At 49.6% G+C, this 25437-nt stretch carries 16 protein-coding genes and 1 pseudogene; 9 read left to right on the plus strand and 8 right to left on the minus strand.

Translation table 11 applies throughout. The annotated features are described in order from the left end of the window. The first annotated feature begins 5 nt into the window (after positions 1 to 5). The 4 genes from DCW36_RS13210 (at position 6) to DCW36_RS13225 (ending at position 4271) form a co-directional block, all read left to right on the plus strand. Entirely contained in the window at positions 6 to 494 is a 489-nt protein-coding gene (locus tag DCW36_RS13210) for an NUDIX domain-containing protein (RefSeq protein WP_114778987.1), read from the plus strand. A gap of 579 nt (positions 495 to 1073) precedes the next feature. Next, positions 1074 to 2138, plus strand: a complete 1065-nt coding sequence (locus DCW36_RS13215) for a PA0069 family radical SAM protein (RefSeq protein ID WP_114778989.1) — start codon at positions 1074 to 1076, stop codon at positions 2136 to 2138. Positions 2139 to 2237: 99 nt separating this feature from the next. Continuing rightward, positions 2238 to 3059: an FRG domain-containing protein gene (locus DCW36_RS13220; RefSeq protein WP_114778991.1), complete on the plus strand. Its 822-nt coding sequence runs from the start codon at positions 2238 to 2240 to the stop codon at positions 3057 to 3059. A gap of 90 nt (positions 3060 to 3149) precedes the next feature. Beyond that, a complete protein-coding gene (locus DCW36_RS13225; RefSeq protein ID WP_114778993.1) occupies positions 3150 to 4271 on the plus strand; it encodes a hypothetical protein in 1122 nt (373 codons plus the stop codon). Positions 4272 to 4412: 141 nt separating this feature from the next. On the opposite strand, the gene DCW36_RS13230 is transcribed toward DCW36_RS13225, so the two are convergent. Next, a complete protein-coding gene (locus DCW36_RS13230; protein ID WP_114778995.1) occupies positions 4413 to 6128 on the minus strand; it encodes a PAS domain-containing sensor histidine kinase in 1716 nt (571 codons plus the stop codon). A 127-nt stretch (positions 6129 to 6255) separates the two neighbouring features. Further along, positions 6256 to 8694, minus strand: a complete 2439-nt coding sequence (locus DCW36_RS13235; RefSeq protein ID WP_114778998.1) for a bifunctional aminotransferase class I/II-fold pyridoxal phosphate-dependent enzyme/GNAT family N-acetyltransferase — start codon at positions 8692 to 8694, stop codon at positions 6256 to 6258. Between the two features lie 61 nt (positions 8695 to 8755). Between DCW36_RS13235 and DCW36_RS13240 the strand changes: the two genes are divergently transcribed. From DCW36_RS13240 to DCW36_RS13250, 3 genes are all read left to right on the plus strand, one after another. Next, positions 8756 to 9163 (plus strand): DUF7793 family protein, encoded by a 408-nt coding sequence (locus tag DCW36_RS13240; protein ID WP_114779000.1) that lies wholly within the window; start codon positions 8756 to 8758, stop codon positions 9161 to 9163. 149 nt (positions 9164 to 9312) lie between these two features. Then, positions 9313 to 10134 (plus strand): glycoside hydrolase family 25 protein, encoded by an 822-nt coding sequence (locus DCW36_RS13245; protein WP_114779002.1) that lies wholly within the window; start codon positions 9313 to 9315, stop codon positions 10132 to 10134. Between the two features lie 383 nt (positions 10135 to 10517). Then, the gene (locus tag DCW36_RS13250) at positions 10518 to 13295 is read left to right on the plus strand and encodes a T9SS type A sorting domain-containing protein (RefSeq protein WP_114779004.1); all 2778 of its coding nucleotides are present in this window, start codon (positions 10518 to 10520) and stop codon (positions 13293 to 13295) included. Between the two features lie 114 nt (positions 13296 to 13409). On the opposite strand, the gene DCW36_RS13255 is transcribed toward DCW36_RS13250, so the two are convergent. The 4 genes from DCW36_RS13255 to parS all read right to left on the minus strand — a co-directional run bounded on the left by DCW36_RS13255 (position 13410) and on the right by parS (position 19931). Further along, positions 13410 to 17315 (minus strand): hypothetical protein, encoded by a 3906-nt coding sequence (locus DCW36_RS13255; RefSeq protein WP_114779006.1) that lies wholly within the window; start codon positions 17313 to 17315, stop codon positions 13410 to 13412. Positions 17316 to 17818: 503 nt separating this feature from the next. After that, on the minus strand, positions 17819 to 18877 hold the full coding sequence (locus DCW36_RS13260) for an alpha/beta hydrolase (RefSeq protein ID WP_114779008.1): 1059 nt from the start codon (positions 18875 to 18877) through the stop codon (positions 17819 to 17821). 127 nt (positions 18878 to 19004) lie between these two features. Next, complete coding sequence (locus DCW36_RS13265) at positions 19005 to 19457, minus strand: RES family NAD+ phosphorylase (protein ID WP_114779011.1); 453 nt, start codon at positions 19455 to 19457, stop codon at positions 19005 to 19007. After that, complete coding sequence (parS, locus tag DCW36_RS13270) at positions 19458 to 19931, minus strand: type II RES/Xre toxin-antitoxin system antitoxin (protein WP_114779013.1); 474 nt, start codon at positions 19929 to 19931, stop codon at positions 19458 to 19460. A gap of 237 nt (positions 19932 to 20168) precedes the next feature. Here parS and DCW36_RS13275 point away from each other — a divergent pair, with 237 nt between their 5' ends. Next, the gene (locus tag DCW36_RS13275; protein ID WP_240676172.1) at positions 20169 to 22112 is read left to right on the plus strand and encodes an McrB family protein; all 1944 of its coding nucleotides are present in this window, start codon (positions 20169 to 20171) and stop codon (positions 22110 to 22112) included. A gap of 11 nt (positions 22113 to 22123) precedes the next feature. Further along, entirely contained in the window at positions 22124 to 24394 is a 2271-nt protein-coding gene (locus DCW36_RS13280) for a DUF2357 domain-containing protein (protein ID WP_114779017.1), read from the plus strand. Between the two features lie 206 nt (positions 24395 to 24600). Here DCW36_RS13280 and DCW36_RS13285 read toward each other — a convergent pair whose 3' ends face one another. Further along, positions 24601 to 24891, minus strand: coding sequence for a HigA family addiction module antitoxin (locus DCW36_RS13285; protein ID WP_114779019.1), 291 nt, complete (start codon positions 24889 to 24891; stop codon positions 24601 to 24603). A gap of 23 nt (positions 24892 to 24914) precedes the next feature. Then, positions 24915 to 25154 (minus strand): annotated as a pseudogene (locus tag DCW36_RS13290) (type II toxin-antitoxin system RelE/ParE family toxin); the annotation flags it as partial. Positions 25155 to 25437 lie beyond the last annotated feature (283 nt).

The following is a 25437-nucleotide window of genomic DNA, read 5'->3' on the forward strand; positions in this document are numbered from 1 at the left end:
AAAACATGACCACATTAAACCCCAATGCCGCCATTTATGCTGAAAAAGTACGGGTGCGGGTATGCGGTATCTGTATTCAACACGAAAAACTGCTCCTGGTACGGCACCAGGCTACCATCGGCAACTCAGCCTTCTGGTCTCCCCCCGGCGGCGGACTGACTTACGACGAAACCATACAGGAGTGCCTGGTCCGGGAGTTTAAGGAAGAAACCGGTCTGGACGTACAAGTAACCCGGTTCCTGTTTGTGAACGAGTTTTTGCAGCAGCCTTTGCACGCCGTAGAGCTTTTCTTTGAAGTGCAGCTAACCGGCGGAACCCTTTCAACCGGCACCGACCCCGAAGCTGCGCCTGAGGAGCAACTCATCGAAAACGTGGCGTTTCTAAGCCGGGAAGAAATAAACCAGCTGCCTACCCAGGACAAGCACCGCATCCTGCACTACCTGTTCTCCCTCGACGACCTGCTGGGCCTGCCGCACCATTTTCTGAACCGTTGATGGTAGTGATTTTATATTTGTCTGAACCTTTGATTTACGCTGATTTAATTGATTTACTTGATTAGTTTTCAGAATCAGGATTTACAGAATTAAATTGTCTGAACACGATTAAGAAGATTAATAGATTACCAGGAGCAGAGGCAATGGTGGCTGGAGCTGCAGAGCCAGACTACCATCAGACTTGAGTGAAATATCTCACCAATTTTGAAAATTCTAAAAAATCTGTAAATCCTGATTCAGAAAAAAAAATCAAGTAAATCAATTGAATCAGCGAAAATCAAAGGTTCAGACAAATAATCCTGTTAATCCATTAATCATTCAATCGTGTTCAGACAAACATAAAATCACAAACATCATTTCATCACTACCATCAACGGTTCAGAAAAATATAACATCACAGCAATCAATTAAATCAGCGTAAATCAAAGGTTCAGACAGGAATAGCAGAGGGTGTGGTGGCAGCTGCAGAACAAAATAGCACACCTTTTTTGCCAATTGATTTAGCAAAAAAAACTCTTATTTGGCTAAAATATTTAGCACCTATATTGCCTTTGCCCCGCCAGCTGCGTATGTTTGGATATGATAAAAGCAGCTGATTTTTTAAAAGGGCGCGGTGCGCAGTTCAATCCCAACAACCCCTACCTGAAGCAGGAGTATGTGGTAGAACACATAGAGGGACTCGACGAGGAGATGCTTTCCAACTCCAGAACTGAGTTTTTCATGGAGCATCCCAAAAAGATTGTTAACAAGGTGGAGAGCCCTGACCTGGGCCTGTCGTACTCGCTCAACCCCTACCAGGGCTGTGAGCATGGCTGCATTTACTGCTATGCCCGCAACACCCACCAGTACTGGGGCTATGGAGCCGGCCTTGATTTTGAGCGCAAAATCATTGTAAAGGAAAATGCGCCGGAAGTGCTGGCGGCCCAGTTCGAAAGTCCTTCCTGGCAGGTGATGCCCCTCATGCTGGCGGGCAACACCGACTGCTACCAACCCATCGAAGCCAAAAAACAGCTCACACGCCGCATTCTGCAGGTGCTGCTGCAGTACCGCCACCCTGTGAGTATCATCACCAAAAACGCGCTCATCCTCCGCGACCTGGACCTGCTGCAGGAGTTAAATAAACTGGACCTGGTGCACATCAACATCAGCATCACGACACTCGATGAAAAGCTGCGCCAGAAACTCGAGCCACGCACGACTTCCGGGGTAAAACGGCTGCAGGTAGTAAAGACATTGGCAGATGCCGGTTTGCCTGTAAATGTGATGGTTGCCCCGGTTATTCCCGGCCTGAACGATTCGGAAATACCTGAGATTATAAAACGTGCGGCAGATGCTGGCGCCTGCAATGCTGCCTATACCATCGTGCGCCTGAACGGGAGCATTGGCCCGATTTTCGAAGACTGGATCCGGCAGGCCTACCCCGACCGGGCTGACAAAGTGCTGCACCAGGTAGCGGCCTGCCACGGCGGCAAACTCAGCGACAGCCGCTTTGGGGTGCGCATGCGGGGCGAAGGACAGTTCGCCGACATAATTGCCCGGCTCTTTAAAATCAGCAAGCAGAAGTACATGAGCGGGCGCAGCACCAAACCATTCAACTACACCCACTTCTGCACCAGGGCCGGGAAACAGTTAGGGCTATTTTAGCAGGCACGGCACCTCCACCCTTTCCTGCTGCACTTTGTAACCTCCCCTCCTAAAACCAGTACTATCCCAGTAGTCCCCCCCGGAATCAAACGATAAAAAATGAAAGCAGAAAAAGACATCGTGGTAAACAGTTGGGAAGAAGCGCAACAAGCCTTGTTTGGCCATAGCTGGAACGAAAGCATTCAACGTTACCGCTCTAACTTTATCTACAGGGGCTCCTGGAACAGCAAGTACAACCTGGATACAAGCATCAGCAGGCTCGGTCCGCAGTACGCCAGCCTGGAACAGCACGTGCTGCGAAATTTTAAAAAGTATGCCCACAGCAATGCCTCCCCCGGAAATTCCGTCTGGAACTGGCTGGCGGTGGCCCAACACCACGGGCTGCCCACCCGCCTGCTCGACTGGACTTACTCTCCGCTGGTGGCGCTGCACTTTGCTACCCTGAACCTATCCAAATACAACGAGGAAGGAACCGTGTGGTGCATCAATTATGTAAAAGCAAAAGAATTTTTACCCATGCCGCTGAAGGTGGCACTGGAGGCGGAAGGCTCCAATGTGTTCACGCCCGAAGTGCTGGAGCCTGTCTGCGAATCGTTAAAAACCCTGGCCAACCTGCAACAGGAGCCCTTCGTGCTGTTCCTCGAGCCCCCTTCGCTCGACGAGCGCATCGTGCACCAGTATGCGCTTTTCTCGCTGATGTCGGACGTGAAAGCAGAGCTAAGCGTGTGGCTGAAGGAACACGAGGAGCTCTACTTCAGGGTCATTATCCCGCCTGAACTGAAGTGGGAAATACGGGATAAACTGGACCAGGCAAACATTACAGAACGGGTGCTGATGCCCGGGCTTTCGGGACTGAGTGCGTGGCTGAAGCGGCATTATACCCATACCCACCTAAAAAATCCGGACGAAATGAATATTTAACAGGCTAATTCAAACCGGAATGCGTAAATTTAAACAGCCTAGTGCTATACCTGTTTCTATAGAGCTTACCGTTATAGTATAAAAACCAATATGTCTGAAGTACGAATCCCGTTGCGCGTAGCATCTTTCCTTGCTGATTTTAAACTGACCCGACTTACGCGCAGAACCGCGTTTGTACTTTGCCTGCTTTTGGTTGGTAGCTCCTGCCAGCAGGAGCAGCAGGCCGCCGAACAGCAACAGGTAACAGAACATCCTGCCTTCGCCTCAACCAACAGCGCCCTGGCCACACCTGTGAAGCTATCCATCGAAAAAAAGGATACCACCAATGCCGATTCCACCAAAGCAGATACTGTAACAACAGAAAATATTAGCCCGGAAGCGAACACTTCCGGTTCGGAATGGAATTATCCCGGTCCTAAACCCTTGCCAGGCGCTATACTGCCACAAAAACGTATTGTTGCTTTTTACGGGAACCTGCTCTCGAAGCGGATGGGCATTTTAGGCGAGCTTCCGCCGGACGAGATGCTGCAAAAGCTGGATAGCGAAGTAGCAGGCTGGGAAGAAGCAGACCCGGACACCCCTGTGCAGCCCGCCCTGCATGCCATTGTCGTAACAGCCCAGGGCCAGCCCGGGAGCGGCAGCAAATACCGCTTGCGCATGACCGACAAGTTTATTCATGATGTACTGGAAATTGCGAAAAAGCGCGATGCCATTGTTTTCCTGGATGTGCAGGTAGGGCAAAGCACGCTGCAGGAAGAGTTGCCGCGCTTAAAACCTTTTTTACAGCTTCCGAACGTGCACCTCGGGATAGACGCCGAATTTTCGATGAAAAACGGCGGCGTACCCGGTAAGCGTATCGGCACCTACGATGCCGCCGACATAAACTATGCGACTGGCTTGCTGGCTGATCTGGTAACAGAGCATAATATTCCGCCAAAGATCCTGGTGGTACATCGCTTTACGCAACGCATGATTACCAATGCTTCCAAAATAAAACTGGACGAGCGGGTACAGGTGGTTATGCACATGGACGGCTGGGGACATCCCGTCCTGAAGAAAGATACCTACAGAAGCTATATTGCCAAAGAGCCGGTGCAGTTTACAGGCTTTAAGCTGTTTTATAAAAACGACACCAAAAATGGCTCCCGCCTCATGACCAGGAAAGAAATCCTGGCGCTAAAGCCAAAGCCGCTGTACATTCAGTATCAGTAATAACAGTACTGAATTTGATCTGTTTTGTAAAATAAACTGGGAAAGAAGAGCAGCAGAAGCTGTGGTGGCAGGTGCAGCAGAACAAAAAAAGCTAAAGAAGCACTTGGGAAGGAAATTTGAATCAGGCAGCAGCAATTCCTTTTAAGACTGAACGGTTACAGGTTTATTCGCCCATTTTTTAAGCAAAGTAATCAACTCATTCTGTTCAAAAGGTTTGCACAAGTGGTCATTCATACCCGATTCCAGGCTTTTCCGGATATCATCTTTATAGGCATTGGCAGAAAAGGCAATAATCGGATTGTTGAAATCAGACTGGCGGAGCAGGTTGGCAGCTTCCAGCCCGTTCATGTCCGGCATCTGAACATCCATAAACACCAGGTCGAATTTATCTGATTTTGCTTTTACCAATGCTTCTTCGCCGCTTTTGGCTGTGGTAACGGTTGCTCCGTAATTTTCGAGCACATTCTCCATCAGCATCACATTCATCTCGTTATCGTCTACCACCAGTATTTTTACGCCCTCACTCAACGCAAACGAATCGTAACTTTCAGTAGTAACATCCGGGTACTCGTGCTCCTGTACGCGCTTTAGCGTTACCGAAAATGTAAAACAAGTGCCATGGAGCAGGCCCGGCAGCGGACTTGTAACTTTTATGTCGCCCTGCATCAGCTCCACCAATCGTTTACTGATAGCCAGGCCCAGCCCGAACCCACCAAATTTGCGCGTAGTGGAATGGTCGGATTGGGTAAATGACTCGAATATCAGCGCCTGCTTGCCGGCAGGAATTCCTGCACCCGTATCGGTTACTGTACAGGTAAGCTGCAACGCATCTGCTTCACCGGCAACATCACCGGCACTGAAATGAACATGCACACTACCTGATTCGGTAAACTTAATGGCATTGCTCACCAGGTTGATGAGTACCTGGCCAAAACGGGTAGGGTCACCCTTTACCAGATGCGGAACCTGTTCCTCAAAATCGTAGGAAAAAGCAAGGTTTTTACTTTGGGCCAGGAGCCGGTAAGGTTCCAGGTTGGCCGTTATATTATCCCTGAAATTATACGGGATAATTTCAATGGAGATTTTGTCCTGCTCAATCCGGTGCAGGTCAAGTATATCGCTGAGCAGTTTTGTTAAGGTAGAGCCGGAGGTTTTAATCAGGTGCACATAATTGGCCTGTACTTCATTCAGTTCGGTAGCCAGCAGCAGGTTGGTAAAACCCATGATACCGTTAAGCGGCGTCCGGATTTCATGGCTCATGCTCGACAAAAAGCTGCTCTTTGCCTCGTTGGCTGCTTCCGCCCTGTTTTTTGCCTCCTTCAGCTCGCGCTCTGTCTGTTTTAGTGCCGTAATATCTTTAGCGATGATCAGTATACCATCTATGTTCTGCCTGCTGTCCAGCAGATAAGAAAAGGAACAGGAAACAGGAATTGTCTGCCCTTGCCTGGTGCTCACCAACAGCTCCGCGTTCAGGCATTTGCCTTCGGTTTTTAACTGTTGCAGGAGCGCATCCAGCGCAGTATTGTTGGCTAATTGAAACAGCTCCGTCAGCTCAACCTCTTGCAGCTCATCTTCCTGGTATCCCAGTAAATCGGCACAGGCTTCGTTTACATTGCGGATCGTGAAATCTGTGTTCAGCACCAGCAGCATATCGACCACCCCCTGGTAAATGCTCTGCATAAAATCCCTGGACACGGTAGAACTTTTCAGTTCCTGCCCAAGCATACTGATCCCTGAGATGATGGCATCTAATTCATCACCTGTGGAAGAGGCCTCAATTTCATAGTCGAAATTCCCGTTTGCTACTTCAGCAATCAGTGTGATAATTTCCTCTATTCTTTCCTTCAGTACTTTCACGTAAAACTAAAATAAGTGTAACTGGACCAAACTACTTTTACTTCATGCTAACAGCCTTCCTGAAACCAGAAAGTCGAACTATGCTAAAAAAAGCAAAACCTGCTACGACACTAAAACTATACAATAACTACTCCTTTTCTATGGCGATGGTCGCACGCATCATTTCCATCGCAAAATTATCTTTTGCCTGATAATAACCTACTTTCGGGTAAAGTGTTGCCCCAAGTTTCCGTTTTTCAAGGGAAGCAGACACCCCCAGGTTCATTTTTTTACAGTTCAGGGCATTGGCTCTTTTTACAACCTGGTAAAGCGATTGCCTGTAAACGCCGTACTCCTTCAGGTAATCATAATCCATACCAACAAACATAGGGCTATACACCTTGTCGGCATTTTTATAGCAGAACCCGACTGAAACAGGCTTCCTGTTATCGGAAAATTCTTCTTTCAGGTAGAGCACCACAAATTCCCAGTTCCCGCTTTCGTTCATCAGGTGGAAAAGCTTTTCAGGTAGCGAAAAGTGATTGATAGCCATGTTGTTCTTCCGCACATTCTCGAAAAGGAACATGGCATGCTGTAACTCATCCTCCGGTAACTGCTCTTTTATCTGCACATCGTAGCAGTGCTCAAACCTTTTGATCTTCTGCATCAGGTGCGCTCTGCTCTTGGCAGACAGCGTTTTCTTGTATTCTTCTTCCGTTTTCCAGGATAAGTTCTCCACCACACACGACTCCGGTAAATCAATTTTGACGAAATCATGCTCGATCATAAACTCATCCATTTCCTTATCGTTGGCATCGAGGTCACGCAGCAGTATGTTACTGGCGCCATGGCGCTCCTGCTCCCTGTAAAATTCTCCTATCAACGCTTTCAGGGCTTTTTTCCAGTAAGGGCTTTCCCTGTCGAGGTACAGGTGGTTTCCTTCTGTAAACAGGCTACCCATAATAATAGCTGTGGAGGTCAGGTAATACGGGTTAAGCATACGCTCCAGCTCAATTGCTTTAGAGATCGAAGCCTCTAAAAACATGTCTTCTTTGTGCAGCCCGACAATGGCAAAAGTCATAAGGACAATTTTGCCCTGCGGGTCTTTTACCACATAATACCGGAAGTCCCAGTTGTTTTCTCTTTCTTCATTGCCCTTAAATGCCTGCTCCAGGAATTTTAGCCCGTTCCAGTCGAACATTGCGCGGTTACCCAGGCAGTGGTTCCATTCCGTTTCCGCTATATCCACGATAGTAGTGAAGCGATCAACAGTAAGCGCCTGGAGAACGGCAGGCTTCTGAACTGTTTTGGTATCAGCCAGTACCGGCATTTTAAAAGCTTTCCGGATCTTTTCATTCGTCTGGCTCGTTTCCTGCAGCGCTCCTTTAAAATGGATTTTTAACTTATCCACCAGTTCCTCTATGGCCTCGTAGGAGTTACGCAGCGATATGGTAATCCGGATACCGATGTTTTTGGCGGGCACTGCCGGAAAAGTTGCCAGGTTCACATAAATACCATCGTTTAGCAGCTCCTGAACAAGATGATTGCCCATATCCATGGTACCAGTACCAATAAAAAAGATCGGGCTTTTGCTCTCGTGCACCAGCGGCAGATCTGTTTTTTCCAGCAGGGCATTGAAATACGCGATTTTGTTCTGCAGTTCCTGCTGATAATCATAGATTTCGTCGCTCATATGGATCCTGGCAGAGGCCAGTGCAGCTCCTAAGGTAGCAGGTTCAATCTGCACGGAGAAGGTCAGGGGTCCTCCGAAATTGTTCACCTTGTTATACCACTCCTCATTCGGGAAAAGCGACAAACCGCCACAGGCCCCAAAACCTTTACCTAGGTTGGCTGTCAGTATCATTTTACGGTACAGCCCTTCCGGCATCTGGCTCATGACGTAGCCGGTGCCATGCTTGCCTGCCCAGCTCATGCCGTGGGCATCGTCCACATACAAGTGCAGCTGCTCGTATTTTTCTGCCAGGGCAATCATTTCCTGGATGGGAGCAAAATCGCCATACATCGAATACACCCCGTCGGCCATATACCAGATCCTTTCGTATTTGCTTCTTACCTTCAGGATGCGATCTTCGAGCATTTCGAGGTTATTGTGCCGGATCATTTCGACAGTTATCCCTTGGCTCAAAAGTTTCTTCACGGCCTCCTGCACACTGGCATGCACCTGGTGGTCCAGGATAACCAGGTCCGACTGACGGATAATGCTTGGAATGGTAGTTAAATGCGAGAGGGTACAGTTTTTGGAAATAACAACAGGCGCATTATACATCGCCTGAATTCTTTCCTCGAGTTCACGGTACAGCGGGTTCGAAACATAGGTTCTGGACATCGGGAACTGGGTTCCGTACCGCTCTATGGCTTCTATGGCACCACGCTTTACTTCCGGATGATGCTCCAGCCCAAGGTACCCGCAGGTACCGAAGTGCAACACCTTACGTCCTTTTAAGGTAAGTGTCTGCCCATCCAAAGCATCATCTTCTGCGTGCAGGTGAATAATACCCTTCTTCTTAGATACAGATAGCACAGAATCTACCGTATCCAGGATATTATTATGCCTTATTTTTGCCATTTTGTTTTATATTTGTCAGTGTTCTATTCAACAAACATAGCGTAAATAAATTCATTTTTATATGGAAGATAATGGTAAAAAAAACACTGTTAAATCGAAAGAAACGAAATATTCAATTACTTTCATAGAAAATGATATTGCGCAATGTATTTATAAGGAGATTGAGGAGGTAGATCTGAATAATGCCAAAATTAATGTTAAAGACCGGGTAGAATTTTTTGATGGTGTAGCCTATCCCTGCCTGTTCGATATCACTAAAATCAAGCATTCCACCAAAGAAGCCCGCGACTACCTGGCTAACGAAGGAAGTGAGTTGATAGTAGCCAGTGCCATTGTCGTAAATTCTCCTGTTATTAAAATGATGGCGAATTTTTACATCACGGTAAACAAACCCCAAATTCCTACCCGCATGTTCACCGACAGGGAGAGTGCGATGGAATGGCTCAGCCAGTTTAAGAAGAAAGCCTGACCTGCTACCACTGCTTCACAACGCCGCCAGGGCAACAGTTCTTTTTCACACAGATTTACCTGTCCTTTCAGGAATCCCCCTTCCCTTTATTTGCACATCAGCTTCTTTTACTTTTACTTTACATATTACTGGAACAGGTTCCTTTCTATATGGCAAAGCAAGATTCCCGGATACCGAAAACAGCAAAACCTATCCGCAAATCGACTCTACGAAAATCCGGGAGAAAAAAGAAAAGGACGCGAAGCCTCTGGCCGCTGGCCCTCTTCTTCTTTTTTGCTGTGCTGGCCATTGCCACTTACGGAATCTACCGAAAGCTAAACCCGGTGTGGTACAACATCGACAAGCGCGAATTCCCGATCTCCGGCATCGACGTTTCCAAACACTCCGGTAAAATAGACTGGCTGAAAGTGAGCCGGCAGCAGATCGATTTCGCTTATATCAAATCCACAGAAGGCGTCAGCTACCTCGACCCGAAATACAAGGTAAACTACGAGGGGGCAAAGGAGCATGGGCTGAAAACGGGCGTCTACCATTTCTTCCGCTTCAACAAGCCGGGCAAAGAGCAGGCAGATAACTTTCTGAAGCATTCTTCGATCCGGGAAGAGGACCTGCCGCCGGTGATCGACGTGGAAGATTGGGGCAACAAAAACCACAGGAAAACCCGCCTCGAAATTACCGGGGAGATCCGGCAGTTTATTGAGCTGGTAGAAAAGCGCACCGGTCGCGAGGTCGTGATCTACACCAACGAGAGCTCCTACAAAAGCTACATAGAGGGCCACTTCGACAGCAACCTGATCTGGATCTGCACCTTCCGGAAAAAGCCGCTGCTGGAGCAGGATATGTGGGTGTTCTGGCAGCACGCCCACGACAAGCGCCTGGACGGCGTGGAAGGCTATGTAGACTGGAACACCTTTAACGGGGGGGCGGAAGACTGGATGCACTTTGCCCGCAAGCAGGTTCCGGGCTTGTAACAGCCGTTGTTATACTGCTGCAGCTGCCACCACAACCACTGCTCCTTTGACTGAACTGTGATTCAGGTGATGTGATGCTTCACCTGATTTAAAAAATGCTGGAAAGCCATCTCCCACACCCAACTTCCTGCGTCACCAAATCCTGTTAGTCCTGTACATCAGAAAAACCAGCGGAATCAGTGGCTCAGAAGGCAACTGCACCTGCCACTACAGCCACTGCACAGGCTGCTGCTCCCCTTTTTCCGGTAGCAGGATTTCCAACGCTTCAGGACCGCCGCTTTTATTGTTCTAAACATTTGTTACTCAGCAAATAATCCCTTACTTTCGAGAATTATCATATATAAATAAAAAATTTACATATAAACACATCCAGATAACCGTATATGAAAAACACTTTACAGTTGTTATACAAACGTTTGTTCCTGAACCGCAGAAGCAACCAGTGCCTGGCACTGCTGCTTCTGCTGGCTTCAACAACCGCTGCGCTGGCACAGCAACCGGTGGTGAAGGTGGATTTTAACCAGTATGGCCGACAGGAGGCAGAGGTGCATGAGCAGGGGTACGAACCCTGGACATTTCCTGCCTCCAGCTCCGTTAGCCGTACCTTTGGCGCCGTTACCATAACCTTTAAAGCCGCGGGCTCATCTACCTTCAGCACCGACTGGTACAAAGCCGGCATACAGGCTCCTTACTACGCCCGGCTCGTCAACGACGGGCTTAGCGCCGAAAAGGTTGAAATGCACATCAGTGGGTTGCCCGAAGGAACGCATACGCTCCTCAGTTTCCACAACACCTTCGCCAACCCGCTTACGAACACCTTCAGCCCCATCGATATTTCCGTGGACGGCACACAGGTAGTGAACAACCTGGTACCCAGCAACCGCGTCAGCACCACATCGGAAGCAGCTACCGCTTACCTGACCTTTACGGCCCGTGCCGGCCAGGATGTGGTGGTGCTGTTTTCGCCGGAAATGTCTTCTACTGCCAACCTGAAGCAGGTAACCATCAGCGGCTTTGAACTAAACACGCCCAATGCACAGCACCAGTCCCGCCTGCCCCTGCCAGCCGACGGCGACGAACATGCCGATGCCGATGCAAAAAACATCACCCTGAAATGGACTGCAGCCACCGGCGCCGTGTCGCATGATGTGTATTTCGGTACTGAAGCTGCCACCATTGCCACTGCCGATCGCAGCTCCGGCCTGTACCGCGGAAACCAGGCTGCCACAGAGCACCAGGTAAACGGCCTCTACAGCATGGAAACCTACTACTGGCGTGTAGATGAGGTGGATGCCGCAGGCAACATTACGAAAGGCAACGTCTGGTACTTCCGGCCCCGCCAGCTGGCGTTTGCCGGTGCCGAAGGCTATGGCCGCTATGCCCGCGGCGGCCGCGGTGGCAAGGTAGTGGAAGTGACCAACCTCAACGACAGCGGACCGGGCAGCCTGCGCGAAGCCGTAACCAATGACATTGGCCCGCGCACCATTGTGTTTGCAGTTTCGGGCATTATCGAGCTGCAGTCGCGCCTGGTGCTCAACCAGCCTTACGTAACCGTAGCCGGACAAACGGCTCCGGGTAAAGGCATCACCATCCGCAGCGCCCCCTTCGGCGTTACCGGAAACGATGCCGTGCTCCGCCACCTGCGGGTGCGGCTGGGCGCCGGCACTACCTACGACGGCATGGGCCTGACTGGCGCCGACCACAGCATCATCGACCACAGCTCCATCTCCTGGACCATCGACGAGGCTTTCAGCTCGCGGGGCGGGAAAAACATCACGCTGCAGCGCACGCTCATTTCGGAGGCGCTCAATATTGCCGGGCACAAGAACTACCCCGCCGGAAGCCAGCATGGCTATGCGGCCACCATCGGGGGCGATATCGGCAGCTTCCACCATAACCTGCTGGCCCATTGCTATGGCCGTAACTGGAGCCTGGGCGGCGGCCTGGACGGCAACGGCGCCTATGCCGGCAGGCTCGACATCCGCAACAACGTGGTGTACAACTGGGGCGCCCGCACCACCGACGGCGGCGCCCATGAGGTGAACTTCGTGAACAATTACTACAAACCCGGATCTGCCTCTACCTACTTCTACGCCCTGAACGCACAGCACGAGGCAGTAGGCACCGGCACGCAACGCTACTTCTTTGACGGCAACGTGATGCCGGGCCGTTTCGACGAGAGCAACCAGGCTGCCGGCCGCCGCATCAGCGGCTCCGCCTCCTACGAAACGTTTGTAAATCAGCCTTTCTTCCCCTCCTATGTTACCACCCAGTCGGCAGGCGATGCCTACAAGCTGGTGCTGTCGGATGTGGGATGTACGCAGCCGGTGTTCGACGACCACGACATCCGCATCATCACCGAAACCCTGGGCGGAACCTTTACCTACCGGGGCAGCGTGAGCGGCAAAGCGGGTCTGCCGGACTCGCACCTGGATGTGGGCGGCTACGAAGATTACCCGCTAGTGCAGCGTCCGGCCACCTGGGACAGCGACCACGACGGCCTGCCCGACTGGTGGGAAAATGCGCACGGCCTCAATCCGAACTCCGGCCAGGGCGACTTCTCCGACGCCAACGCCGACCCCGACCGCGACGGCTACACGCAACTCGATAACTACCTCGGCTGGATGGCTGCCCCGCACTTTGCCACTACCCAGGGGCAGCAACTGGTGGTAGACCTGCAGAAGCTCTCCCGCGGCTTTACGGACCAGCCCACCTACACCGTATCGGGAGCAGAAAACGGCACCGTAACCGTAGAACCCAACAGCAGCGTGGCCTTGTTTACCTCCGCCAACCCCGGCCTGGCCTCTTTCCGCTTCACCGTTACCGACGCCTCCGGCAGCTCCATGACACGTACAGTGGGCATTTACGCAGCTGGAAATCCGCTGGGGCTGGAAGAAGAGCTAAGGCCGTTCCAGGTGCAGTGCTACCCAAACCCTGCTTCGGGGAACGAACTGGCTGTTGCCGTATTTATGGAGAAAGCTGCTCCTGCCTCCATTACAGTTACCAATGTGCTGGGCAGCCAGGTGCTGCTGAAAGAGTGCCGGTTTGCAGCTGCTGAAAACAAAATTACGCTGGATGTTTCAGGCCTTTCAACAGGTTTGTATTTTGTTACGGTTACAACCCCGGATAAGCAACTGACGGTGAAAGTGCTGAAAAAGTAACAGCAGAAAACGCGCAACCTGCACAGACTGGTAAAAAGCGGCTGTACCGATTACCCGGACAGCCGCTTTTTGCTTGTATTTACTGAAGTATTTGAGCCAAGGCGGCAGGCGTGTTTACAACCCTCCGGTAATTGTATTCATCAGGCGGTAGATCAGTTCCGGCATCAGGCTGGAAGCGATACCGCTCAGCAGCGACTGGCTCATGTGGTGGAAAACCGACCGCTGGTAAACGCGTTCCTTTTTAATTTCCCCCTCCCTGAAATTTCCCCAGTGGGTCGGGTTGTTGGATTTGATGACCAGGGTGTTCAGGAGCCAGGTTCCGGCATGCAGCATAAAGCCCGGGTTGCCGGGGTCCTGCTTGCTCAGGAGCTGGATTTTCAGTTTGCTGTAGGGGAAGTGCAGCCTGCCGGTGGCCAGGTGCTCCGTTGCTTCTACCGAAAAAGAAGCCTCGAAAATCTGGCCGCGCTCCACCCGGATAAACATCATGGGTGCGATTAAGGGGTTGAAAGCCGTAAAATCCATGGGCGCCAGCGTGCCTTCGTAGGTGTACAGGCTTTCGGGGTGGTCCAGGTAAAACAGGAAACGGACCTTCAGGATACTTTTGCCCATAAACAGTGCAGCGGCATCGGCGGTAATTTTGTTATTCTGCCGGATGAGCGAAGAGTCGTTGGTTACGTTCAGCAACTTCAGCTGCATCTCTTCGAGCAGGAGCACTCCCGGCTCCCGGGCATTAACGGCAATCACCGGGTGGACGAGCTTCCCGTTTTCCAGTTCCACGGTATCTATCCTGATGTACAGGCCTGCCTGCAGAAGCCGCTGCTGCAGGGTAGGCGGTTTTCTTTCGGGGTTGATGCCGATGCGGTTGTCGCGGTAAATTTCCACTTCCGGACGCTCAATCTGCATTTTCTGCACGACCAGGCGCTGGTTGTTAAACAGCGCCCGGAAACTCATGCCCTGCAGCCTGATAGCCGGCACCACCATATCGATCCGGTCCTCGGCAAATTCCAGTTTTTCGGCATACTCGGCTTTGGAGTAAAGGGGCTGGTAACGCAGGCTGTCGATGGCGAGGGTGTGGTTGTGCAGCGAAGACCGTATCTCTTTTATGTGCAGGGCATACAAACTGTCGGCGGAAATGTGGGTGTAATCGCGCACGACGATGCCAAACGCATCAAAGTCAAAAATATTCAGCGGTTCGGTAGCATCCAGCGAGACCAGCCGCAGCTGCTCTATGGCAACGGCAATACGCGGTATGGTGTGGCTTTGGCGGGTGGTATCTTTCAGGAGGTGGATGCTGAAGGTGCCTTCTGTCACGCGCAGGCGCTCTACCCGGAACACATCCACCCGCTGGTCTACCTGTTCCATCACCTGGTTATTTGCTGCGCCTCCTTCAGCAGCCTTCGGCTTCCGGGCCTGCACGTTCTGGTCCTGCAGCACTTCCACTTCGGGCGCCGTCAGCAGCATTTCCTCGATGGTATACTGCCCGGTGGCATAGGCCCGGATCAGGTCCAGGCCGGTAACACGGAGGCGCTTCGACCGGATGTCGAAGAGGTTGCGGCTGGCTTTTGCCGGGCTTTCTTTTTTCAGACGTTCGTTTACCTCTTTGTCGGAATTAACGGTGAAGGTACGGGCGTCAAGCTCCTGGCTCCGGCTGGAATAATGCACACTGTCAAGCTTAATGGTGTAGAGGCTGTCGGCGGATAGGAAGGTGTAGTCCTCGGCTGTCAGGCGCACCTCCTGCACCGGCAGCGCCTCTTCCAGGTTGGCCACACTGGCAGGTGTCAGGTGAAGTTCTGAGACCGTGGCAGAAACACGCTCCAGCACATGCACGTCGGTTATGTCAGCACGCTTTTCGCGCAGCATAAACGTGCCGTCCTCCAGCCGCAGGGTAGTTACCGTGACCGGATTCAGCAGTCCGAAAAGTCCGTTGGCATAATCTTCTGCCTGGTCGGGGGGCGCTGCCGCGATGTTGCGGTCCAGCATCATTTCAAGGTCGGGCTGCCGGATGACCACCTGGTCGGCCGACAGCCTGCCGGTGTTCAGGGCTTTTACCAAGTCTACACCCGTCGCCCTGACAGAGGAAGCGGAAATATCGTAGCGGTTGCGGCTGGCCTGGTCTTGCTGCATCAGCCGTGCCCTTGCTTCCCGGCCGGAGTTTACGGCCAGCGACTGCGCACTGAGCACCTGCTCCCGGGTAGAATACCGCAGGCTGCCCAAGGAAAAATCGTAGGTATTGTCGGGCTTGTGGTAGGTGTAGTGGCGGGCGGAGAGCACCAGCTCGTCCAGCGGCAGCGTTGCCTCCGGATGATACACAAAGGCAGAATCTACGGTGAGGCCGGTAGCTGCCAGGGAAGCGTGCTCTAGTTGTTGCAGGAGCTGCACATGCCGGTCTTTGATGTGGTGTGTGAGCGAAGCGCCTGTAACGTTTATATTCCCGATCTCAAGCGCCGAAAAAATATCTGAAACGTGCCGGTAAATTTCCTGCAGGTCCGGCCCCTCCCCCTGCTTTGGCACCTGCCGGTCGGTATGCACCCCTACAGCCGGATTAGCGACCACCACACTCCCAATCGAGAGCCGGGACGTCTGCAGCGCCTTCAGCAGCTCCAGGTTGCGGAAGCGCAGCTGCGGAATGCTGATGTCGTAAAACGTACGCTGTGCCTTGCCCACCCTTTTCAGGCTGTCGTTTTTGTTCCAGTCGCCTTCCATCCTGACATTTGTGGCCTGCAGGTAATTACCGGTGGTAGACAGCTCTGTTTTTTCTGCCTTCAGCACATAAGGTTTGTTAAGGGGAGTATAGGTGTATTCTGCCGCTGTTACAACAGCCTCTGCTGCAAATAACTTTTCTTTCGGGCGGAACAGAGACACGGAATCGAGCTGTACATCCTGCAGGGCAAGGGAAGCTTTTTTAAGCTGGTGAATGGTGTACACTTCCTCCTGCTGCCGGCGGTACCGGAAGCCTGCATCTGCCAAACGGAACTCCTCCATCCCCACCGCCTTCAGGTAAGGCGACAGCTTTGCATACAGCTCCTGCAGCCCCTGAAAACCGCCGGAACCGGGCACGGTGGTGTCTTCGAGCATCTCCAGCATGGGCTGCTGCACCAGGAAGCGGTCCAGTTGCAGCGCTTTGGTGCGCCAGACTTCCGGCAGGTCCAGGCCCGTGATCTGCAGCAGGGGCACCCGCAGCTGGTATAACATGCGGCTTGCTTTTTCCGGGTCCAGCGCCCGGTTCGACTTTGCGCTGGACTGCACCTCCACCGCCTCAGCCTTCAGTTCCTCCCGGCGGGTGGAATAGGAAAACAGCCCTACCCGCACCTTGTACACGCTGTCGGGCGCCTGGTAGGCGTACTGTTGCGCCTCCAGCTCCAGGTCGTCCACCGCTGCCAGTTGCGAAAAATCGGGTTGCTGCAGGTCGTCCAGCAGCAGGTCGTGTACCCGCAGGGTGAGCTTCGGCACCTGGTGCACCGGCCTCTCCTCCGTCCCCTGCACCAGGTAGCGGTAGCTTCCCTCCTGCAGGCGAAGTTCCCCGATACGGAGCGATTTTAGTCTGCTGCCGCTGCCACCATTCCCGCTGCTCCTGTCTGCACCGGCTGTAACTTTCGTATGCGTGACAGCAGGCTTTCGGGCTGTTACCGTGCCTATGTTTAACCTGTTCCGCAAAAGTAAATCGAGCACCCGGATGCCTTCAAAAGAGATTTTCGGCGACTTCAGTTCAAAAAGACTGCCTGCTGCCTGGCCTGACTTTTGTTGCTGCCGGAACGCAGCCGTATCGGGGTACAGGTGCACCTCGTGCAGGGTAACACTAACGGTAAAAGGCTTCAGCTGCACCTCGCCAAGCTCCAGGTGGTAGCGTCCGTTGGTTTGCTGCGCTACCTGCTTTTTCAGATACCCCTCCACCAGCGGCTCAGCCCAGAAAAACAACACCACCAGCGCTACCAGCAACAGGCCGGCCAGGCTGACAAGTACAATACCTGCCGCTTTCAGAATTCCGGAACCTGTACCGTTTTTTTTAGCGGGTTGTGCCATAGGTTTTAGTTGACGCGGGGAAACAGCGAATCACTGTGTTATACCACTGAGATGTATTACGGACTTTGGCGCTTTGGGATATTCCAAAGCGGTTTCCTTGCCTGCCTGCCGAGCCGTTGTGCTTATCCTTACACGGTTTCAGCATTTTGCAAGAGAAGGCAGTTCTGTAGGGACAAGCCGCGACTCAATGCCGTCTGCTTAGGGACTTTCAAATTCCAGGTGTAGTTTTCTTTAAGTTGACGGCATTAGGTCGCGACCCAATTCCTTAAGTTGATGGCATTGGATCCCGACCTGTCCAATCGGCTGCGATCAAATCCTGCAGGCGCTATTGTTCAGGTAAAGAAATGGCGAAATGTAGAACGGCAGGAATTGCCGGTGCACGATCAGGACAAGTCGCGACTTGTCCCTACAAGAGAACAATTGCACAGCGGCTGTGATGGCAGGCGCTGCAGAATAAATCCAGGCAATATTTCCTGGAAAAAAAATTCCTGCAGCGGCCCCTCCTACTTCCGCGACTGTTCAAAGGAGAGGTTCCTGGCAAAAAAGTCGAGCATCGTGGTGCGGATGCGTTCGGCTACGCGGTTGGTGTGGTTGCCCTGGTACTCTTCGTACTCGTGTTTGATGCCGTAGAGGTCGAGTACCTTGTCGAGCTCCCTGATGCTGGCGGCAATGCTGCGGTCCTGGTGGCCGGCATCGAAGGCCAGCGCGTTGAGCTTCCGGATGTTGTAAATGTGTTGGTCGATGGTTACCAGCGGGCGGTTAGCCGACCATTTGGTCAGCACCGAGGGCTGTACCTGCCCGTTTTCCACCGGAAGGTCGAGGTAAAAAGGCGGCTTTACAGGATTAGGCGACCAGGCAGCTGCCGAGGCAAAGATGATCCTGGTAAAGAAATCGGCTTTCTCCAGGTCGGCCTGCGTTTGCACGGCTTCTACGCGGGCCCGGGCGGCGCTGTCCTGGGGCATAAAGCTCTGGGGTTCCAGGCAGCAGGGGCTCAGCAGGTAGAGGGCCGAAAACACCTCCGGGAACTTCTGCCCGATGCGCATGGCCCCGTAGCCGCCCATGGAATGCCCGGCCAGTCCGCGGCTACCGGCTTTTGGGATGGTGCGGTAGTGGCTGTCGATGTAGGCCACGAGCTCTTTGGCGATGTAGTCTTCCCAGTTGCCGGTAGTGGCGGAGTTGGAATACATGCTGCCCTGGAAACGGGTGTAGGCATTGGGCGTGACCACAATCATCTCAGGCTTGTTGCCTTCGGAAAAAGCTTTGTTCAGTTCGTTGGGCAGGCTCATCCAGTGTTTCTCCAGCCCAAAGGTTTTAGCATCGGAATCGGTGTAGCCATGCAGCAGGTACACGACTGGGTACCGCCGCTTCTTCTCCTTGCCATAGCCGGGCGGCAGGTACACCGACACCTCCCGGTCCGGCGAGTCGCCCGCCAGGTTTCCTTCCAGCGCCTTGCCATGCACCTTAATGCGTTCGATGGTGCCTTGCTTCTGGGCGAATGCAGGAAGTGCTGTGAGTATGGTGAGTGCTGCAGTAAGGGATAGCAGGAGGCGGAGTTTTTTCATGGCGTTTTGGTAAGGGTTTGGAGGGGGAAGTTACGGATTTTTGGAGAAGAAAACCCGGTAGGTTGAATACGGGGTGCGTTAAAAACCCGGTAGGTCTTTGGAGACCTACCGGGTTTGGTGTCGAATGTCAGCCAGATTTAATCCGGGGATCGAAGAAAAAATCTTCCACGGCTTTGATCTTTAGTTGAGCGAAATCCGGATGGCGTGTGTTCAGGATGAAATTATGCTCTTCCGGAATAATGGCAGAAGGCACGCGCAAAACTGCCGATTCGCCTCGTTCGTACCAGGCGTTGCCCAATTCCTGACAGACAGGGTAATCTTTTGTTTCCTGCCAATTTGCAGGTAAGGAATCAGCAGCAACAACTTCTACAGGCAATTCATCCGGAACAGCGATGACTACTGTTTTAAAAACATCGCTCAAACCTTCGCCACTTCGGTGTACTACATTCTCTAGGCAGGCAAGCGCCCTGCTTTCAGCCGTATAGATCACAAAATTTCCTTTCCGGTTCCAGCGGGCACGCAGGCCGGAGGCCACCAGTTCGCCGGCATACTTTGCAAGGCAAATTCTGTAAACATCCATTTAAGCCAGGTCGCCGAAAGCAATTCGTTCGAGTTCTTCCATCACCAGGTCAATACCACCGCTGGTTTCCAGCAGGGAGAGCGGTGCCTGTCCATCCAGGCCATAGGCAGGTTTCTCCAGCCAGCGGCGAAAGGCATCCGGAGCACCAAACACGTCATTGCCTTTGAGCTGTAAGGCCAGTAGTTTCAGGGTTTGCTCGCTCTGTGCCGGATTAAGTTTCTTCCTGCTCTGCCGGTAGTTCTGCAGTGTTTTGGCAGAGGTATGCAGCAGGCTCGCCAGTTGGTTCAGGTGCAACTGCAACCGCTCCGCCACACCGAATGCTACACCAGCCTTTATCCCCTCCCGCGCTGTCATCACCAGCTTAAACGGCTCCAGTACTACAGTTTCCAAATCCAGAAGCTCGGCACCAGCGCTTCGGGCGGCAGTTTTCCTTTTTTTGGGCGTCTGGTTTTGCGGTGTGGTGGTAGCGGGCATAGTGGATAGCGTTGTTACTCCAATGTACGAAAATTTTCAAAGATTGCCGGAAAATTTTCTGGTAAGCAAATTAAGCTGGTGTGTTGGAGGGAGTGGCTGAAATGAGGGAAACCCGGTAGGTCTTTGGAGACCTACCGGGTTTGGGTGGAAAGATGTTTGGAGGGTTTAAAGGGAAGAGAATTATATCTTGTACCAGATATAACTTAATTATGAGAATATTGATTTAAACTTTATATATTGAGACTTGAATCTTTATATCTGCATGAAGCTTATAACATGTCTTTACCCACTAACATTCGAAGAGAGCACATTCTTAATGCTATAAAAAAAATTGATATAGAAGGAATACCTCCTCAAGCACACTCTTCAACTTATGATGTTGATTTTAATGGTAAGAAGTACCCACCAAAACTTGTGGTATCTTATGCTAACATCTATGCCAATGGAGATAAACTTGATAGGAAAACATTTGACGGTGGCTTAAATACAGAATGCTTTGAGATGTTAGAGGAAAACGGTTTTACAATAGTCAAAAAAGACTCCTCCTTTTGGGAGATTCTTCGCAATTTTCTGAGACAAGCACAGTCTTCAGATTTAAAAACTAAGTCATATCCAAAATCATTTAACGACTTAAGTGTACAGGTAAGCTTTGGTCAAGGCAATCAGGCACGTGTTCCTTGGATAGCTTTTTTGAGGGAAGGACAGGCCGTATCGAATGGTATTTACCCTGTATTCCTTTATTATAGACACGAAAATTTATTGGTTTTAGCATATGGCCTAAGTGACACCAAGGAACCTAAATTCAAGTGGAACTTGGGCTCAGAAACTAAAACCATTGATAGTCTTTTTAAAGAAAGATTTCAAAATAAACCAGACCGTTATGGTGAGTCTTATGTATATAGTTATTACTCAATTGATAGTAATAGTTTTGACTTTGGATTAAGCAAAGCAGAAATAGACAATGATTTATTGACATTAATAAACCTGTATAAAGAACTACCACTGGAGACCAGTAAAAGACAATTAAATTTCGTATCAGAATCAAAGTCAATACTAAATAAGGCTTTTGATTTTAAAATATTTAAGACTCATACAGAAATAGCTAGATTATCTTTTTCTGAGAAGCTTATTATCCGCTTTATTTCCTCCCTCTGTACTAAACCGTTTGTAATTCTTACCGGTCTTTCAGGTTCAGGAAAAACCAAACTGGCACAAGCTTTCGCACATTGGATTAGTGAAGATGCCAACCAAATCTGTATTGTACCAGTCGGAGCAGACTGGACAAATCGAGAACCCTTACTTGGATATCCAAATGCGTTAGAACCTGAAAGATATGCTGTTCCAGAAAACGGAGCATTAAAGTTACTGATAGAGGCTAACAAACCAGAGAATGCAGATAAGCCTTATTTTTTAATTTTAGATGAAATGAACCTCAGCCATGTAGAAAGATACTTTGCAGACTTTCTTAGTGCTATGGAGTCTGGTGAAGCTATTCCACTTCATGCAAATGATAAGAATCTGGAAGAGGTTCCTCCTAGAATTTTTTTACCAGCAAATGTTTTTATTATTGGCACTGTCAATATCGACGAGACAACCTATATGTTCAGTCCTAAAGTGCTGGATAGAGCAAACGCTATAGAATTCAGAGTTACGCTTGATGAAATGTCAGCTTACTTTGCTGAGCCTGCTAAAGTGGATTTTGATTTATTAGTTCATCGGGGGGCTAACATGGCTACAGACTTTTTAAGGGTAGCAAAATCAACCGGTTCAGGTTATTCTGATGCAGCGAAATTGAGTTCAACTATGCTGGATTTTTTTAGAGAATTAAAGAAAGTCGGAGCCGAATTCGGCTACAGAACTGCATCAGAAATAAACAGGTTTGCTGAGACTGTAAAGACAATAAATCCAGATTGGTCTACTGATGAGATAGTGGATGCTGCAGTAATGCAAAAACTGTTACCCAAAATACATGGCTCCAGACGCAAAATTGAGGCAAGCCTGAAAGCCCTTGCTACACTCTGTGTGGTTCGAAGTGAAGACGCAGTAGCTGTACTTAATAATTCGGAAGAATTTAATTTTGATGATACTTCTAAAGTAAAATTTCCTCTCTCGCTGGAGAAAATTTATCGCATGCATAAAGCTGTTGTTCAGGACGGATTTACCAGTTTTGCAGAAGCTTAATATCCCAGGATATGGCTGATTTGAAAGAAACCGTAAAAGTATCTTTGTCTGACGGAAGCAAAATAGATTTCACAATTTTTGCCGAGTCGAACAAGAAACATTCGCTACAGTTAATAGATGAGTCCGAAGCAGCTGACTTTGGCGAGGCGCCGCTACAGTTACTGGAAGGTTTTGGCTATGAGTATGTAGTTTCCGGAGAATATAAACTAAAGGAAATACCTAAAGTTGTTAATTCATCAAGAGTAAATGAATCTACTGGTCGGATAACACCCAATATTTATGTAGGGACTTTGATGCTTGATGTGTTAGATAAAACTACATCAGAACTTAAAGGTACTTTTCCCCTGGAAGTAAGATCTGTAAAGACAACATATCGCCAAGATTACAGGTTTATGCTGGAAGATATCACGGAGAGATGTACAGACCTTCTGATGCAGCATTCATCACCGGTAACACAAAACTACACTATAAATTTTAACAATAACCCTCAAACTCTTTATCAACGTTTTGCATTTGTTAACTCTGTTATTGGTTCATCAGATTTTAAAGAGGCCGTCCATCGAATAGTTTCATTTCCTGTAACCCTATGGGCTGAGAAAGAAGAAGTAAGAGATATCAGAAGAGCCAGACGAATGGGTAATGCAATAATAAAACAATTTGCATCTGGTCCAGACAGAATTAAAGTTCCTGAGCAACATCGTTTACAAAATAGGTTTGCTTCCATTCCGGCGCAGTTAACAGTTAAAAGTAAACATGAAACAGTAGATACACCTGAAAACAGATTTATAAAGCATGCACTTACAACTTTCTCTCAATTTTGTGCGGATATCCGCTCCCATCTTAAACCAGGTGACAGGGCATTTAGGGAAGCTGTCCTATTAGAAGAAGTTTTAGAGAACCTGCTTAGCCACTCTTTTTTTAAAGATATATCACCTCCCTCTTCCCTGGCACTGAACAGTCCTGTTTTACAGCGGAAAGAAGGATACCGTGAGGTATTACGCGTATGGCTAATGTTTGACCTTGCAGCTAAACTGGTTTGGAGTGGTGGTGAAGATGTGTATAGTGCCGGTAAAAGAGATGTAGCTGTTTTATATGAATACTGGCTGTTCTTTACTCTTTTGGATTTATTCAAAGAACTTTTTCATATTAATTCAGCAGCCATAGGTGCTTTAATAGAGCCGACATCCGACGGCTTAGGATTGAAACTTAAATCCGGCAAATACATTCCGCTTGAAGGTGTTTATGAAACCGGAAGCAGAAAACTAAATATCAGATTCAGCTTCAACCGCACCTTTACTGGTGAGCACAAATATCCTTCCGGAGGGAGTTGGACAAAAGATATGCGACCAGATTATACATTAAGTATTTGGCCAATAGGAATTACTGCATCTGAAGCTGAAGAACAGGAGCTAATCGTTCATATTCATTTCGACGCGAAGTATAAAATTTCAGATCTTAATGAAATTCTGGGAGAAGAAGATGAAGATCTGGAGGAAGAAAAAAGGGAGCAAAAGAAAGGAAATTATAAACGTGCCGATCTCTTTAAAATGCATGCATACAGAGATGCAATAAGAAGGACTGGAGGTGCTTATATTCTCTATCCCGGATCACAAAGTTATAACAGAACAGGCTTTCACGAATTAATACCTGGCCTTGGTGCATTTCCTATCAAACCATCCAGAACAGACAATGGCATCCCAGAGCTAAAAGAATTCATACACGAAATTATTAACCATTTTCTCGACAGATCATCACAACGTGAAAGAGCATCCTATCACATTTATGATATCCACCGAAATCAGAATGATGATATACTGCATGAACCTCTCCCTGAATTTTATGGACAAGACAGAGCACTTCCGCCAGATGAAACAAACGTACTGATTGGCTACTATAAAGATGCAACACATCTTGAATGGATTAAGAAAGAAGGGTTGTATAATGCAAGAATGGATAGTAACCGAGGCTCTTTACAATTAGGACCTGCAGAAGCCGGTGCAAGATACTTGTTACTCCACACCAAAGGCCAATTAGTCTCGGGTGAAATCTGGCGCATTAAGGGAAAAGGACCACGTGTATTTTCAAAACAAAAGATGACAGCAAGAAACTACATTAATCAAACTCAAGATTTTTATCTGGTGTACGAAGTTGAAAAGGTAGGTAGTGCTGAGTTTGTGAATGCAGAATGGGATATAAGAAAACTAGAAGAACATAAATCTGGAAGAGGCTCAGCCTTACCATTTGCAGTATCCCTTACTGAACTGATGCAAGCTAAAGTTTGAATTGAACGAAGTCTTTAAAGGCGGGTACAGAGACCTGTAACAAAAAAGCTACATCCTTCCGTCCCTAAACCTCTCTCGGGCTTACCAGAAATTAACAAAAGTGCAGCAGGCTCAAAAGACCTCGCAGTGTGCGAAGCTCCTGCGAGTGTCTGTTCCGCAGCAGAGGCTATGGTAGCAAGAGCAGAGTAGTTTATTCGGTTTCAATTTTACGCGGCAGGTTTAAGCAGCTGCTCGATATCCGACACATCAACGCGTTGTTTTGCCTGCCACAAATCGTACTGCTTTTGCAGGTTAATCCACAAGTCGGGGCTGGTACCGAAAGCGGCGGAGAGTTTCCAGGCCATTTCCGCACTGATACCGGCATGGCCGTTAAGTATCTGCGAAAGCACCTTACGGCTAATGCGAATCTTTTCTGCAATCTGGGTAACAGATAAGCCGGTGGCATCAGTGTAATTCCTCAAAATTTTGCCTGGGTGGGCGGGATTGTGCATGATCATGGGAGCATTGAGTTACGTTTAACTTAATAATAGTCTATGTAGTTCACATCCAGCACCTCTATGTTTTTGCCGATAAACCTGAAGGTTATTCTCCAGTTCTCGCTGACTTTCACTGCCCAATGTCCTTTCAGGTTGCCTTTGAGCTGATGCAGCGCGTATCCTGGAACATTAACGTCCTGAATACTAACGGCTGCGTTAAGTAAAGTAAGTATCTCGTTTATCCTGTCCAGGTGCATAGGGTTTAGTTTGGAGCCGTCTCCCTTTAAGAAAAACCGCTAAAACCCCATGAGCTTAAAACTAACTATCTTTCTACAACTATAACATATTACTTTAAAAGTAACAATGGGTTTTCAGGTTTTAGTTGACGGGTACAGAGACCTGTAGCAACAAAGCTACAGGCTTCCGTCCCTACACCTCTCTCAGGCTTACCAGAAAATAATAAAAGTGCAGCAGGCTCAAAAGACCTCGCAGTGTGCGCACCTGCCCCGAAGAATTTCGGGGGCTCCTGCGAGTGTCTGGCCAGCAGCAGTGGCTATGGTGACAGCA

Source organism: Botryobacter ruber, assembly GCF_003347595.2.
Lineage (GTDB): Bacteria > Bacteroidota > Bacteroidia > Cytophagales > Hymenobacteraceae > Pontibacter > Pontibacter ruber_A.

Bases quoted from the DNA above. Each gene is read 5' to 3' on its own strand.
- DCW36_RS13280 (WP_114779017.1), top strand. From the start codon at position 22,124: ATGGCTGATTTGAAAGAAACCGTAAAAGTATCTTTGTCTGACGGAAGC.
- DCW36_RS13215 (WP_114778989.1), top strand. From the start codon at position 1,074: ATGATAAAAGCAGCTGATTTTTTAAAAGGGCGCGGTGCGCAGTTCAAT.
- DCW36_RS13285 (WP_114779019.1), bottom strand. From the start codon at position 24,891: ATGATCATGCACAATCCCGCCCACCCAGGCAAAATTTTGAGGAATTAC.
- parS (WP_114779013.1), bottom strand. From the start codon at position 19,931: ATGCCCGCTACCACCACACCGCAAAACCAGACGCCCAAAAAAAGGAAA.
- DCW36_RS13265 (WP_114779011.1), bottom strand. From the start codon at position 19,457: ATGGATGTTTACAGAATTTGCCTTGCAAAGTATGCCGGCGAACTGGTG.
- DCW36_RS13235 (WP_114778998.1), bottom strand. From the start codon at position 8,694: ATGGCAAAAATAAGGCATAATAATATCCTGGATACGGTAGATTCTGTG.
- DCW36_RS13255 (WP_114779006.1), bottom strand. From the start codon at position 17,315: ATGGCACAACCCGCTAAAAAAAACGGTACAGGTTCCGGAATTCTGAAA.
- DCW36_RS13260 (WP_114779008.1), bottom strand. From the start codon at position 18,877: ATGAAAAAACTCCGCCTCCTGCTATCCCTTACTGCAGCACTCACCATA.
- DCW36_RS13225 (WP_114778993.1), top strand. From the start codon at position 3,150: ATGTCTGAAGTACGAATCCCGTTGCGCGTAGCATCTTTCCTTGCTGAT.
- DCW36_RS13210 (WP_114778987.1), top strand. From the start codon at position 6: ATGACCACATTAAACCCCAATGCCGCCATTTATGCTGAAAAAGTACGG.
- DCW36_RS13240 (WP_114779000.1), top strand. From the start codon at position 8,756: ATGGAAGATAATGGTAAAAAAAACACTGTTAAATCGAAAGAAACGAAA.
- DCW36_RS13250 (WP_114779004.1), top strand. From the start codon at position 10,518: ATGAAAAACACTTTACAGTTGTTATACAAACGTTTGTTCCTGAACCGC.
- DCW36_RS13245 (WP_114779002.1), top strand. From the start codon at position 9,313: ATGGCAAAGCAAGATTCCCGGATACCGAAAACAGCAAAACCTATCCGC.
- DCW36_RS13220 (WP_114778991.1), top strand. From the start codon at position 2,238: ATGAAAGCAGAAAAAGACATCGTGGTAAACAGTTGGGAAGAAGCGCAA.